Below are 14,443 nucleotides of genomic sequence, written 5' to 3' on the forward strand. Positions count from 1 at the left end.
GCAGGGCAGGTTGCCCACGTGTTACTCACCCATCCGCCGCTAATCTAAAGGAGCAAGCTCCAATAGATTCGCTCGACTTGCATGTATTAGGCATGCCGCCAGCGTTCGTCCTGAGCCAGGATCAAACTCTCCATAATATCTGAAGACTGATATGCAGCGTATTGCGTTGTCAACTTCGCTTACTCGGTCGGTCACGTACCCAAAAGTACGCTCCCTTCCTCGTGCACTCGTTTCCTAGCACTACACTACATCTCAGCCATCAGAGAAATTACAGAAACTTGAATAGCTCTAGTTTCTATGCTGGCATTAAAGAAGAATGAAAACATTCTTCAATGATGTCATGTCGAAGGATTGAAATTCAACCCTTCTGTTGTTTCTGTTCTGCTGACGGAAATCAGCTTACTTGGAAACGTTTATACTCTGTACACCGAAGTGCATGGAGTTTAAAAATTCTATCGACGTTTTGCTGTTCAGTTTTCAAGGTTCACTTTTTAAGTTAGTTTGTCGTTGCCGCAACAGCAACTTTCTTAATATATCACAGTCGTTTTACAGAGTCAAGCTTGTTTTGAAAAACATTTTATCAACTGTTTGTCTTAACTGTTTCTCTCAACCACTCTCTCAAGCGACAAACAATAGAATACCATATCCCAATCATTAATGTCAACACATTTTAACAGGACGGCATAAAGTCGCCCTGTTAAGCCTACTTACTTAAGCTTTTCTTATATTCCCTATGAAAAATCAAATCATTCTTCGATTCATTTGGCACAACTTCAATGAAACCTTTTTCAACTAGAAACTCAATGAACACTTCTAAATCAACTGAGTAAATCTTTAATTCCTCATCATCATGAAGTTCTTGTATTTCCCATTGCTCCTGTTTAGCCATGACATCCATAATATGTTCTGCTCCATTAGCAGTTCTGTTATAGATGAAAAACTCACTAGCTAGAAATAGCAACCCTAAACGTTTTTCTATTGGCTCTTCACTCATAATTAGTTCTTCATATAACTTATAAATTGCTGGGTCTATTTTTTTCACTTGTAACCAAACAGTTACTTCTGGAAATAACCCTTTTTCTATAACTGCTATTCGAGCCAGATGGTGCAACAACTTAACTACATGATTATAGGCATCCATAAAGTTTCCTTGCTCAAAAAAGTTTTTTCCTTCCATATATGCTCGTACAAGCTTAGAAAACTCCAATCCTATTTTTATCTTCCGGCCTGCAAAAGGAAATTCAACTTTAAGTTTTTCGATAAACTCATTTCGATCGAAATATACCTTGCCATTGAAAATCCAGTCCACTACTTTTCGCTTCGTGCCAAGTAATATCCATTTTCTTAATTGCTTCTCACTAATAATATGCATGGCAGCTTTGCCTGAACTATCCATATAATGCTTTGTGAACATTGGAACTTTATCATCCGCTGTAATAATTAGAAGAATCGCATCAAATGTATCAGTAATCGGATCCCCTATTTCTCTTTTTTCTACTAGAATGACCCCAAGCGTTTCGGGGAAGCTTGCTCGCTCTTGATAAATCGGTCTCAACACTTGTTCCACTTGAACACCTCCCTAAGACAACTACTTTCGACAACTATTGTAATGAATCCTTTAATCAAGTATCAATTAATAACGTGTAAAAGAAATTATATGATATAGTAATTGTTGATACATAAGGAGGAACACTTCATGAAACCCTATAAAAATAAGATTAATCGCATTCGGTCATTTGCACTTTCGTTAATATTTATCGGTGTTGTGATTATGTATATCGGTATCTTCTTTAGAAAACATGAAATCGTTATGCTTATATTCATGTTTCTTGGAGTACTCGCCATTATCGCAAGCACAGTCGTCTATGCATGGATTGGTTCATTATCAACCCGTGCAGCCCAAATAACTTGTCCCAACTGTGGGAAGCAGACAAAAATGCTAGGCCGAGTTGATATGTGTGGACATTGCCGCGAACCTCTTACACTAGATCCAACTCTAGAAGGTAAAGAATTTGATGTTGCATACAACAGACCTCCAAAAAAAAACAAAGAAACTGAAATAGATTCAAAGTGAAAATAGAGAAACATCCAACACTTCTTCAATAGAAGATTTGTTGGATGTTTTTTAATTCATAACAACTTCATTTTTTATACACGCTGGACAAGTACCATAGACTTCCATCCGATGCGAATTTACTTTAAATCCGGTTACATGGGAAGCCAAGTGCTCGATTTCCTCTAATCCTGGATGATGAAAGTCAACGATAGTACCACAATCATCGCAAATAATATGGTAATGGTCGTGTGTCACAAAATCAAACCTGCTTGAAGAGTCGCCATATGTGAGTTCTTTAACAAGCTCTGCACTGCGAAAAACTCTTAAGTTATTATAAACAGTCGCGACACTCATATTGGGAAAGTTTCTTGCAAGTGATTTATATATTTCATCAGCTGTTGGATGTGACTTAGTGGAGACAAGATACTCTAAAATGGCATGTCTTTGTGGAGTAATTCTAACTCCTTTACTCTTCAACGTGTCCAGCGCGTCTTTCAATATCACTACAGACATCGCTATGCACCCCTATCCATATTGATTACTACTTTATAATCGTTATCATTAGTGTACTTAAAATAGAGTACTTCTGTCAACTAAAGCGAAGACTACTATGTTTAACTCATTATACAAAGTTTCAGTAACCATCGACTAAATTAATCAGATTTTCAAGTTCAATGTCTCCTTGAATCCATAACTCTAGATTTTTTTCAAATACAATTAATGCTCTTTCTACATACTTACTAGAAAGACCTGAAACATGCGGAGATAGCACACAGTTTTCAAGTGTCCATAATTCATTTTCCAATGGTAGTGGCTCAACTTCAAATACATCAAGAACTGCATGTCCAATTTCATTATTTTTCAAAGCATTAATAAGAAAGGTTTCATTAAAAAGATCCCCACGTCCAAAGTTCATAAATACCGCAGTTTCTTTCATCGCGGAAAAATGTTCCTCGGTCAATAAACCCTTTGTTTCTGGCGTACTCGGTAAAACCGATATGACATAGTCTGCTTTTGGGAGTTCAAGCATTAAATCTTTAAAAACAATTGTTTCATCCATCGATTCACTAACACGACCAGATCGGTTGCATCCAATTGTTTTAACACCAAATGCTTGGAGCAGTCTACCTATCTCGGAACCAATTGAACCAGGACCAAGAATAAGTGCTGTAGATCCTCTTAGTTCCGAAGAATCATCCGGCTTACTCCATTCTTTTCTATCTTTGCTACTGTAAATCGCAGGAAGTGAACGTCGCAGTGCAAGTATATGTGCAAGAACAGATTCGGCCATTGGCGTTTTATGAATGCCGCGTACATTGCTTATGATAATATTCCTTTCAGCTATTTCCAAAAGAGGCATTTTCTCAACCCCTGCCGACGCATTCATAATCCATTTAAGCTTCTTCGCACGTTCGAGTAGTGTGGAATCTACGTCTGAACCATAAGTGACAAGTATTTCTACTGATTCAACACCTGTTAGATCGCCTTTTTTATTATACTGAAAAGTTACGTCTTGGAACTTATTCTCAAGTCCCGCCTTTTGATCTTCCGTTATATCAAACGTGAATAACGCCTTCATCAAAGCATTTCCTTTTTACGGATTCGATACTTTTCCAATGTAGCAAGCGCATCTACGATATGACCTTTCACTTTCACTTTTCTCCATTCCTTCACAACAACCCCAGATGGATCAATTAAAAATGTAGAGCGCTCTATACCCATAAATTCTTTACCGAACATTTTTTTCAACTTCCAAACGTCGTACTTCTTTGAAACCACATGCTCTTCATCAACCAATAATGAGAACGGCAAACCTTGTTTTTCAATAAATTTCATATGCGTTGCTTCATTATCTGGACTTACTCCTAATATAACCGCATTCAACTTACTAAAATCTTCATAGTAGTCTCGAAAGTCACACGCTTGCGTAGTACAACCTGGTGTTGCATCTTTTGGATAAAAGTAAAGAATTACGTATTTCTCACCCGCGTAGTCCTTTAACGAAACCATTTCTCCCTTTTCATTCGGTAATGTAAAATCCGGTGCTTTCATACCTTCAAGTGTCATAATTAGTCATTCCTCCATTAAGTTCTTTTCTTAATTCTAACGGAGAAATGCATCTCTTTCAATTTCTTTGGCGTATTCAGCTATAATTGTTTAGAATAGAGAGTGTAGGAATTGAACGGGGGAATTTATTATGATAAAAATTAATTCAGAAAAAATCTATAATGAGGCGTGCGAGCATATCGTAGGTGGTGTCAACAGTCCATCGCGGGGATATCATGCAGTTGGGGGTGGCTCGCCAACGGTAATGGAACGAGCTGAAGGTGCTTATTTTTGGGATGTCGATGGCAATAAATACATTGACTATCTAGCCGCATACGGGCCAATAATTACAGGTCATGCACATCCACATATTACAGAAGCAATCGTAAAAGCAGCAAATTCAGGATTACTTTATGGAACTCCCACTAGACATGAAGTGAAATTCGCAAAAATGTTGAAAGAAGCAATGCCTGGAATGGACAAAGTTCGGTTTGTAAATTCAGGGACAGAGGCAGTAATGACGACGATTCGTGTTTCAAGAGCCTTTACGGGTAGAACGAAAATCATGAAGTTTGCGGGTTGTTACCACGGGCATTCCGATTTAGTTCTCGTTGCAGCCGGATCAGGTCCTGCAACTTTAGGTACTCCCGACTCAGCAGGTGTACCAGAGTCGATAGCAAAAGAAGTTATTACAATTCCATTTAATAATCCAGAGGCTTATATAGAAGCAATGGAAAAATGGGGAGAAGAAATTGCTTGCGTACTTGTTGAACCAATTGTCGGGAATTTCGGGATTGTGGAACCAAACGAAGGCTTCTTAAAAATCGTACACGATGTTGCAGCAGAAAAAGGTGCGTTAATTGTGTATGATGAAGTTATTACGGCATTCCGATTCCATTACGGAGGTGCACAAGATATGCTTGGCCTTATTCCGGATCTTACTGCATTGGGCAAAATTATTGGTGGCGGTTTACCAATCGGTGCATATGGTGGTAAGAAAGAAATTATGGAACAAGTTGCCCCACTCGGACCTGCTTATCAAGCCGGTACAATGGCTGGGAATCCCGCCTCAATGCTGGCTGGAATTGCTTGTCTTGAGGTTCTTCAAGAACCAGGTGTTTACGAAGAAATGGATAGACTCTGTGCTATTTTAGAAGATGGAATCTTACAATCCGCAAAGGAACACGGAATTGTCCTGACGACTAACCGACTGGGCGGTGCTTTAACTTTGTTCTTTACAGATGTAAAAGTTCAAAATTATGACCAAGCTGAGGCAACTGATGGAAAAGTCTTTGCGAAGTTCTTTAAACTTATGCTGAATAACGGGATAAACCTAGCTCCCTCTAAATACGAAGCATGGTTCCTAACTACCGCACATACAGAAGAAGACATAAGAGAAACACTTGTCGCTGTCAATACATCTTTTAAAGAGTTGTCGACTAGTATTAGTAGTTGACCATTTTATATAGATGATATACAGTAGCGAAAAACAGTTCATATATTAGAAAGGACTAATCGCATGAAACTTGGTGCACGTATCGTTAAAACAGGCGTTGCGATTGTACTGGCTTTGTTCATAGCGGAACTACTTGAGCTTCCGAATCCGGTGTTCGCAGGAATTGCAGCTATTTTCGCAATTCAACCGTCCATTTATCGTTCCTATCTAACCATTATTGAACAGATTCAAGGCAACATAATCGGAGCTATTATTGCTGTTTTATTCGTCCTTATATTTGGACACCAGCTTGTCGTTGTTGGACTTGCGGCTGTAATCATCATTTTAATTATGATTAAATTTGGACTTGAAAAATCTATTTCAATGGCATTGGTTATGATGATAGCCATAATGGAAATCAGAGGCGATGAATTTCTTTCTTTTGCATTTCTACGATTTTTTACGATAGTTCTCGGTGTTCTCTCGGCCTTTCTCGTTAATTTGCTCTTTATGCCTCCTAAATACGAAACAAAGCTTTTTAATTTAATTCATCATGCTCAAGACGAAATTATTAGATGGACGCGACTTGCAGGAAGGCAAGCTTCCGAACATATCGCCACAAAAAAGTCTCTCTCCAAATTAAAAGAACGGCTAACAAATATTGATCAAGTATTTTCACTATTTAAAGAGGAACGAAGCTACTTTAAAAAAACATCCAGAGCAAAAGGTAGAAAACTTGTAATCTATAGACAAATGATAGCTACATCTAGAAGTAGTTACGAAGTATTAAAAAGACTTCACAAATATGAAAATGAACTTACAGATTTGCCGGAACATTTTCGAATGATGATACAGGAGCGTCTCGATGCACTCCTCACATATCATGAGCAACTACACTTAAAATTCGTAGGAAAGCTAAAAGCCGAAAACATGGGCTTTGGTTCCAATGAAGAATATTTAAGTAGATATGAAGTTATGGAGATTTTTGCAAAAGAAATTGCAATCACTAAAGAGGATGAAGAGTTTTCGACCTATCATCTTCTCCATATATTATCTTCTATTCTAAATTACGAAGAACAATTAGAACATCTTGATATGCTCATCGTATCCATTCAACGGCACCATGAAAAAGAAGTAGACACAGAACTAAAAGAGGAAATTTATTAACAATTTTTTGGTTACCAGATTGCCTCAAATAAAAAGTGCTTCCCCAATCAAGTTGATTGGGGAAGCACTTTTTTAATTTTTCATTCTCGGATCAAGGGCGTCTCGTAACCCGTCACCCATTAAGTTAAACCCTAGTACTGTAAACATAATTGCAAGTCCCGGGAATACCATTGTCCATGGTGCCGTCTGCAGATAGTTTTTTGAATCCGCCAACATTTTACCCCATTCCGGTTCAGGAGCCGTTGCGCCTAATCCAAGGAAACCGAGCGCAGCAGCTTCCAAGATAGCAGTCCCAACAGCTAAAGTTCCTTGAACAATAACTGGTGCCATTGAGTTTGGCAGTATATGCGAAAAGAGAATTCGTGCATCTTTCATTCCGATTCCTTTTGCCGCCGTTATATATTCATCTTCCTTAATACTTAAAACTTTAGATCTAATCAATCTCCCAAAGTTTGGTACGTTGATGATGGCTATTGCGATAAGAGCATTTTGTAATGAAGGGCCGAGTACCGATACTACGGCAATTGCTAGTAAGATTGATGGAAATGCCAGCATAATATCAAAGACTCGTGAAATAATCATATCAACCCAACGCCCATAATAGCCCGCAATTATACCGAGTGTACTTCCAACAACCGCTGAGCCAATAACCGAAAAGAAGCCGACCCAAAGAGATATTCGGGCACCATGAATAATTCTTGACAAGATATCTCTACCAAAGTCATCGGTTCCTAACCAGTAATCAGATGAAGGAGGGAGGAGACGATCAGACAGCACTTGATCATTAATACCTTCTGAAGCAATGAAAGGTCCGATTAAAGCTAGTAAAATAAAGAATAGAACAATAACGGCCCCAACAACGGCTATCTTACTCTTTTTGAACCCATTCCATGCTTCACGCCAAGGTCCAGACGCCTTATCAATCGGATTGGCTATTGCATCTTTGGTTTTAACTACTAGTTCAGACATAAATGTATCCCCCCTCCTTAATCATATTTAATTCTTGGATCTATTAAGCTATACAACAAGTCCACAACTAAATTAATCATTACAAAGAAAAATGCAATTACAAGAATTCCTGATTGAATAACTGGATAATCGCGTGCACCGATTGCATCATATATATATCTTCCTACTCCTGGCCATGCAAAAATAGTTTCTGTCAAAATCGCACCACCTAGAAGCATTCCAGTTTGTAGACCGATAATTGTTAAAACTGGAATTATTGCATTTTTCAACGAGTGTTTATAGACCACCCAAAACATCTTCTGACCTTTTGCCCGTGCTGTACGGACATAATCAGCGCGCATTACTTCAAGCATACTTGACCGTGTCATCCGTGCAATAATCGCCATAGGAATTGTTGCCAAAGCGACACCCGGTAAAATTAAATGTCGAAAAACTTGCCAAAGTTGATCGTACCGCCCGTTAAGTATCGTATCAACAACATATAAATTCGTGATGGCTTCGACCGGGTCTCTGACCTGCACCCTACCCGTCGTCGGTAACCAAGATAACTCTAACGCGAACACCCACTGGCCCATCAGCCCAAGCCAAAAGATCGGCATAGATACACCGATTAGTGCTAAAACCATCGCAGAATAATCAAACCATGAGTTTTGAAACCAAGCAGATATAATACCGGCATTAATTCCTACAACAACCGCAATAATCATCGCAAATAGTGCAAGTTCAAATGTCGCTGCTAAATAAGGCCATAATTCATCCGCAACAGGATTTCTAGTTTTCATTGACTCGCCTAAATCACCTTTAAATATATTTCCCAGATAATTAAAATATTGAATATACCACGGCTTATCAAGTCCAAGCTTTGCCGTTAGAGCGGCGACTGCCTCCGCGGTAGCTTGTTGACCGAGCATGATTTGTGCTGGATTACCTGGAATTGCTCGGGTAATCATAAAAACGATAAATGACATCCCAAGCAGGACAGGAATGAGCTGCAGTAACCTTTTTCCTATATAACTGAGCACAATCTTCACCTCTCCAACTTTTCTATCAAACTTGTATGTACAATTTCAATAAATAAAAGGGAGAAATCTCACAGACTTCTCCCTTTCAAATTAATCCTTTAAATTAATCTTTGAAATCTACTGTAGATAACCAGTCTGATCCAGTTGGATGCGGAAGGAATCCAGTTAGGTTTGCAGCTCCACCAAGAAGAGGTGTTGAGTGAGCAAGTGGAACCCATGGAGCATCTTCATGGATAATTTCTTGTGCTTCTCTATAAAGCTCATTACGCTTATCTTCGTCAACTTCAGACTGTGCCGCAATAAAGATATCATGTAGCTCATCATTAGAATAATACGTGTAATTGTTGCTACCAATATTATCTTTGTCTAAAAGAACATACATAAAGTTATCCGCGTCGCCATTGTCTCCAGTCCAACCAAGCATGAACGCGTCGGCTTCTCCATTACTCGCTTTCTCTAGGTATGTGCCCCATTCAAATTGAACGATTGTAGCCTTGATACCTATATCGGCAAGGTTTTTCTGTATTACTTCAGCAACTTTTCCACCGTCCGGCATATAAGGACGTGGTACAGGCATTGCCCATAAATCCATTTCGAATCCATCAGCCAAACCTACTGAAGCTAGAAGTTCTTTAGCTTTCTCAGGATCATAAGGATACTCTACGATATCATCGTTATATCCAGAAATCGAAGGTGGCATAGGGTTTTTAGCGCTTTCTGCACGCCCTTCGAAAAACGCATCAATTATCGATTGCTTGTCTATTGCGTAGTTCATCGCTTGACGCACTTCTTTTTTATCAAAAGGAGGGCGTGTCACAGTTAGTCCGAGATAACCAACGTTCATAGATGGTCGTATAAATAATTGTAAAGCATCATTCTTTTCAATTAATGCACCATCCGACGGATTAATACCATCCGCTAGGTCAATATCTCCAGCCATCAATTCATTTAAACGAGCGGAGTTATCTGGAATGGATTTAAAAATAACTTTTGCAAGTTTCGGTAATCCTTCTTGCCAATAGTCATCAAAACGCTCAATTGTAATCGTTTCGTTTGGCTTCCATTCAACAAACATGAACGGACCCGTACCTACTGGATTACTTTCTATCTTATCGCCATATTTTTCAAGAGCTGCTGGACTCGCAATTGAGAACATGTTCATTGCTAGATTTTTAAGGAATGGAGCTTGTTGTCGGGTAAGTTTAAAGATGACTGTGTGCTCGCCTTCAGCCGTTACTGAATCAATTACGCGACCTTCATCGTCTTTAAAACCCCCAAACATCGAGCTGTAATATGGAAACATGTCTGCATCCCCGTTCGCCCAACGTTCAAAGTTTACAACAACTGCATCCGCATTGAAATCAGTGCCATCATGGAATTTTACGCCTTCACGAAGTTTAAATGTATATGTTAAACCATCTTCGCTAGGTTCCCATGATTCCGCAAGACCTGGTTGAGTAGTAGTATCTTGTTCGCCAAATTCTACTAAAGTTTCATAAAGATTCTTAGTAACTTTAAAAGATTCACCTTCAGTTACTCTTGACGGATCGAGTGAAACCGAATCGGCACCACGACCAAAGACCAACGTATGATTGCCGCCTTCGTCTTTTACATCACCATCTTTGTCATCTTTATCTTTATCTTTATCTTTATCTGTCTCTGTGACCTTGTCCTCCTCTTTTTTACCTTCATCTACAGTATTTTTGTCGCCACTTGAACATGCCGCGAGTACTGCTGATAGTACCAAGAGTAGAAGTAAAGATAGTAACCAAAGTTTATTTTTCTTCATAAAGACCCCTCCATCTTTTTTATATCATTGTTGCTTATTTCACCATATAGATGACAAGCAACAGAATGACCCTTTTCTATTTCCTGCAATTGCGGTATCGCTACTGTACATATGTCCATCCTATGTGAACACCTTGTATGAAAAGTACAACCCGTCGGTGGATCCGCAGGATTGGGAATATCTCCATCAAGGAGGATCTCCTTCTTTTCAAAGTCTGGATCAGGTACGGGAACTGCTGACAATAGGGCTTGTGTATATGGATGTAACGGATTGGCATACAAATCTTCACTATTAGACACTTCCACTATTTTGCCTAAATACATAACAGCAACGCGGTCACTTATATGACGAACGACACCTAGGTCGTGGGCGATAAAAATATAAGTTAAATCAAATTCCTTCTGCAAGTCTTGCATGAGATTAAGAACCTGTGCCTGGATAGACACATCTAGCGCAGAAACAGGTTCATCAGCAATAATCAGTTTCGGATTCGTCATAAGTGCCCGAGCAATTCCGATCCGTTGCCTTTGCCCTCCACTAAACTGATGGGGGTACCTTCTTGCATGGAAAGTGCTGAGTCCGACAACTTCAAGGAACTCATGAACTTTCTTCCTTCGCTCTTTGGCACTTTTTACACCATGAACTAATAAAGGTTCACCCAAAATCTTCTCGATTGTATGTCGAGGATTCAGCGATGCATAAGGATCCTGAAATACCATTTGAATATCACTTCGGGTTCTCCTCATATCGCCTAATGAAAGGGTAGTAAGATCTTTGCCATCGAATTCAACCTTACCCTCCGTCGGTTCAAGTAATCGCATCAACATTCTTCCTGTAGTTGACTTTCCACAACCGGATTCTCCTACAATTCCAAGTGTTTCTCCCTTATTCACATAAAAAGAGACATCATCTACCGCTTTAACTTGACCTACCGTTCGACCGAGTAACCCTTTTTTAATAGGAAAATATTTCTTTAGTCCTTCAACTTTTAACAAGGGCTTTGTCACGCGACACCACTCCTTCTTCGTCATACAGGAAACAGCGCGTAGTATGCGTATTTGACGTTTCATATAAAACGGGATCTTCCTGGTGACAACGATCGAATGCAAATTCACAACGAGATGCAAATCTACACCCTTGTTTTACCGTTCCAGGTCTTGGTACATTTCCTGGAATAGAATACAGTCTGTCTTTTTTGAAACGCATGTCGGGAACCGATTGAATCAGACCTTTTGTATATGGATGCTGAGGTTCTTTGAATATTTCCCGAGCCGGTGCCTCTTCGATTATCTGTCCGGCATACATTACAATGACACGCTCGCATGTCTCAGCGACAACACCTAAATCATGAGTAATCAAGATAACTGCGGTATTTAACCGTGTGTTTAAATCTCTCATTAACTTTAGAATTTGTGCTTGGATTGTTACGTCAAGCGCTGTTGTTGGTTCATCCGCAATAAGTACTTTGGGATTACACACAAGTGCCATCGCTATCATTACACGTTGTCTCATTCCACCAGATAACTGGTGTGGATAATCCTTCATAAGACCCGCTGCCCTAGGTAGACCTACTAATTGCAACATTTCAGTAGCCCTTGTTATCGCTTGCTTTTTGGACAGTTTACTTTCATGGATTTGAATCGCTTCAATCATTTGGTTCCCAATTGAGAATAAAGGATTTAGAGATGTCATTGGTTCTTGAAAAATCATCGCTATTTCATTGCCCCGGATGCGTCTCATTTGCCGTTCTGACATTTTCAATAAATCTCGGTCCCCATATAAAATCTCTCCACCTACTACTTTTCCTGGCGGACTTGGTACAAGACCCATAATAGATAACGACGTAACGCTTTTGCCGCATCCAGATTCCCCCACAATTCCAAGTACCTCTCCTTCTTTTACATGAAAACTAATCTTGTCAACAGCAGGTATTTCTCCTGAGTCAGTGAAAAAGGTTGTTTGTAAATCCTTCACTTGAAGAATGTTTTTTCTATCTACCATTAAATCACCCTTTTTCAATCCTTTATTTTATTGCAGAGTATTGTGATTATTAGTTTAATTATACGACCCTTTTCATTAATTACAAGAGTATTTACAAAATTGAGTTTACTCGAAATAAAAAATACCGCCACAAACCAATTCAAAATGGGTTTGTGGCGGTATAAAGGTATTCTATATCAACCAAGTTGTTGAAACTGAAATAATCCGAAGTAAATTCCTTGCTTCTCCATAAGTTCTTCATGTGTTCCACTTTCTTTTACTTCCCCAGTGTCAATGACAAAAATTGTGTTTGCATGAGTGATTGTCGATAATCTATGTGCAACAATAAGTGTTGTTCGATCACTAGCTAGTCTTTCAAGAGAGTCCTGAATTAGAGATTCACTCTCCAAATCCAGTGCAGATGTGGCCTCGTCTAATATCAAAAGCGGAGGGTTTTTAAGAAATACTCTTGCGATAGCAATTCTTTGTTTTTGTCCACCCGACAATTTAACACCACGTTCGCCTACCCTTGTCTCGTACCCATGAGGTAATTCTTCGATAAAGTCATGTGCATTCGCGGCTTTTGCAGCAAGAATAATTTCTTCTTCTGTAGCATCTGGTTTACCCATTAAAATATTACTTTTTACCGAGTCGCTGAAAAGAATGCTGTCTTGCATTACAATACCAATTTGTTCACGAAGCGATTTAATTTTAACATCGGCCAGATTATGCCCATCAATTCGAATTTCTCCACTTGTTACATCGAAAAAACGTGGAATTAAGCTAACGATTGTCGATTTCCCTCCACCGCTCATTCCAACAAAGGCAACAGTATCACCGGCGTTCACTTTAAAATTTATTTTCTTCAATATAGTTTCTCCATCTTCTTCATAAGAAAAACTTACATTGTCGAATTCTACTTCACCTTCCATTGGAGGTAATAAAACCGCATTTTCTTTATCTGTAATGTCGTATTTCTCTTCCATTAACTCGAAAACCCTATCCATGGATGCAAATGACTGTGTAAGAGTCGTCGAAGAGTTCACAAGCCTTCTTAAAGGTCCGTACAATCGGTCAATAAAAGCTATGAATGCAACCATTGTTCCTACTGATAGTGGTCCATTAATTACTTGATATCCAGCATACGCAATAACTAGAAGTGGTGCTACATCTGTAATTGTATTTACGACGGCAAATGCTTTTGCGTTCCACTTTGTATGATCAATTGCTTTAGTAAGAAAGTTGTCGTTCGTCTTATCAAATCGTTCTTGTTCAATCTCTTCCAACGAAAAACTTTTTATAACACTTACTCCTGCAATTCGTTCATGTAAATAACTTTGCACATTTGCAAGAGCTTGAGATCGACGTGATGTCAATTCTCTCAGTTTTCCAAAAAAGTGTTTTACACTAAACGCATAAAATGGAAATGCCAGCAATGTTACAAGTGTTAACTTAACATCCAGCGTCAACATTATCGCAATTGCTATTAAAATTGTTGCAAGATCTAACCAAACATTCATAAGACCAATCATGACGAAGTTTTTTGTTTGTTCCACATCATTGATCACTCTTGAAATAACTTCCCCAGCACGGGTATTTGAATAATAGCTTAAACTCAGTTTTTGTAAGTGAGAATAAAGTTCTTTTCGAATATCATATAGAATTTTATTACTGACATACTGTGCATAATATTGTCGGTAATACTCAATTGGTGGTCGAATTAGAAAGAACAATAGTGCCGTTCCACCGAGCCAGTAAAAGAGTTGTCTAGTCTTTTCTGCAGCGGATAACGAATCGCCACCAATAATATCATCTATTACAATTTTTATAAGTAATGGTATAAATAACGGAATTGCAAATTTAATAATCCCTATAAAAATCGTGAAGACTATTTGCCAATTATAGGGCTTAACAAATTTTAAATAGCGTTTAACACTGTCCCCCATGGTATTGCCTCCTATATACCAAAAAGCCTGCCG

13 protein-coding genes and 1 rRNA gene (1 of these 14 cut by a window edge) are annotated in these 14,443 nt (G+C 38.8%); 3 read left to right on the forward strand and 11 right to left on the reverse strand.

The genetic code is table 11. The features are described from left to right. Positions 1-137, reverse strand: a 16S ribosomal RNA gene (locus tag ACP8HH_RS15055) (it extends 1,416 nt beyond the left edge of the window). A gap of 566 nt (positions 138-703) precedes the next feature. After that, on the reverse strand, positions 704-1,567 hold the full coding sequence (locus ACP8HH_RS15060) for a nucleotidyltransferase-like protein (RefSeq protein ID WP_438312650.1): 864 nt from the start codon (positions 1,565-1,567) through the stop codon (positions 704-706). Positions 1,568-1,696: 129 nt separating this feature from the next. Here ACP8HH_RS15060 and ACP8HH_RS15065 point away from each other — a divergent pair, with 129 nt between their 5' ends. Next, positions 1,697-2,074, forward strand: coding sequence for a YgzB family protein (locus ACP8HH_RS15065; RefSeq protein WP_438312652.1), 378 nt, complete (start codon positions 1,697-1,699; stop codon positions 2,072-2,074). A gap of 51 nt (positions 2,075-2,125) precedes the next feature. Here ACP8HH_RS15065 and perR read toward each other — a convergent pair whose 3' ends face one another. The 3 genes from perR to bcp form a co-directional block, all read right to left on the reverse strand. Further along, complete coding sequence (gene perR / locus ACP8HH_RS15070) at positions 2,126-2,569, reverse strand: peroxide-responsive transcriptional repressor PerR (protein WP_438312654.1); 444 nt, start codon at positions 2,567-2,569, stop codon at positions 2,126-2,128. Between the two features lie 121 nt (positions 2,570-2,690). Continuing rightward, the gene (locus ACP8HH_RS15075; protein ID WP_438312656.1) at positions 2,691-3,635 is read right to left on the reverse strand and encodes a D-2-hydroxyacid dehydrogenase; all 945 of its coding nucleotides are present in this window, start codon (positions 3,633-3,635) and stop codon (positions 2,691-2,693) included. Continuing rightward, entirely contained in the window at positions 3,635-4,123 is a 489-nt protein-coding gene (gene bcp / locus ACP8HH_RS15080; RefSeq protein WP_438312658.1) for a thioredoxin-dependent thiol peroxidase, read from the reverse strand. Before bcp ends, ACP8HH_RS15075 begins: the two co-directional genes overlap by 1 nt. A 130-nt stretch (positions 4,124-4,253) precedes the next feature. On the opposite strand from bcp, the gene ACP8HH_RS15085 reads away from it, so the two are divergent. Together ACP8HH_RS15085 and ACP8HH_RS15090 are read left to right on the forward strand one after the other, a co-directional pair. Then, entirely contained in the window at positions 4,254-5,558 is a 1,305-nt protein-coding gene (locus tag ACP8HH_RS15085) for a glutamate-1-semialdehyde 2,1-aminomutase (protein ID WP_438312660.1), read from the forward strand. Between the two features lie 63 nt (positions 5,559-5,621). Then, on the forward strand, positions 5,622-6,704 hold the full coding sequence (locus ACP8HH_RS15090; RefSeq protein WP_438312662.1) for an FUSC family protein: 1,083 nt from the start codon (positions 5,622-5,624) through the stop codon (positions 6,702-6,704). A gap of 72 nt (positions 6,705-6,776) precedes the next feature. Here ACP8HH_RS15090 and nikC read toward each other — a convergent pair whose 3' ends face one another. From nikC to ACP8HH_RS15120, 6 genes are all read right to left on the reverse strand, one after another. Beyond that, positions 6,777-7,673: a nickel transporter permease gene (gene nikC, locus ACP8HH_RS15095; protein ID WP_438312664.1), complete on the reverse strand. Its 897-nt coding sequence runs from the start codon at positions 7,671-7,673 to the stop codon at positions 6,777-6,779. A gap of 17 nt (positions 7,674-7,690) precedes the next feature. Then, positions 7,691-8,695: an ABC transporter permease gene (locus ACP8HH_RS15100; RefSeq protein WP_438312666.1), complete on the reverse strand. Its 1,005-nt coding sequence runs from the start codon at positions 8,693-8,695 to the stop codon at positions 7,691-7,693. A 103-nt stretch (positions 8,696-8,798) separates the two neighbouring features. Continuing rightward, on the reverse strand, positions 8,799-10,484 hold the full coding sequence (locus tag ACP8HH_RS15105; RefSeq protein WP_438312668.1) for an ABC transporter substrate-binding protein: 1,686 nt from the start codon (positions 10,482-10,484) through the stop codon (positions 8,799-8,801). After that, entirely contained in the window at positions 10,481-11,491 is a 1,011-nt protein-coding gene (locus ACP8HH_RS15110) for an ABC transporter ATP-binding protein (RefSeq protein WP_438312670.1), read from the reverse strand. Before ACP8HH_RS15110 ends, ACP8HH_RS15105 begins: the two co-directional genes overlap by 4 nt. Continuing rightward, entirely contained in the window at positions 11,466-12,485 is a 1,020-nt protein-coding gene (locus ACP8HH_RS15115) for an ABC transporter ATP-binding protein (RefSeq protein ID WP_438312673.1), read from the reverse strand. The genes ACP8HH_RS15110 and ACP8HH_RS15115 overlap by 26 nt, the downstream gene beginning before the upstream one ends. Before the next feature lie 176 nt (positions 12,486-12,661). Further along, positions 12,662-14,410: an ABC transporter ATP-binding protein gene (locus ACP8HH_RS15120; protein ID WP_438312675.1), complete on the reverse strand. Its 1,749-nt coding sequence runs from the start codon at positions 14,408-14,410 to the stop codon at positions 12,662-12,664. Positions 14,411-14,443 lie beyond the last annotated feature (33 nt).

The organism is Sporosarcina sp. FA9 (assembly GCF_051550205.1).
Classification (GTDB): domain Bacteria; phylum Bacillota; class Bacilli; order Bacillales_A; family Planococcaceae; genus Sporosarcina.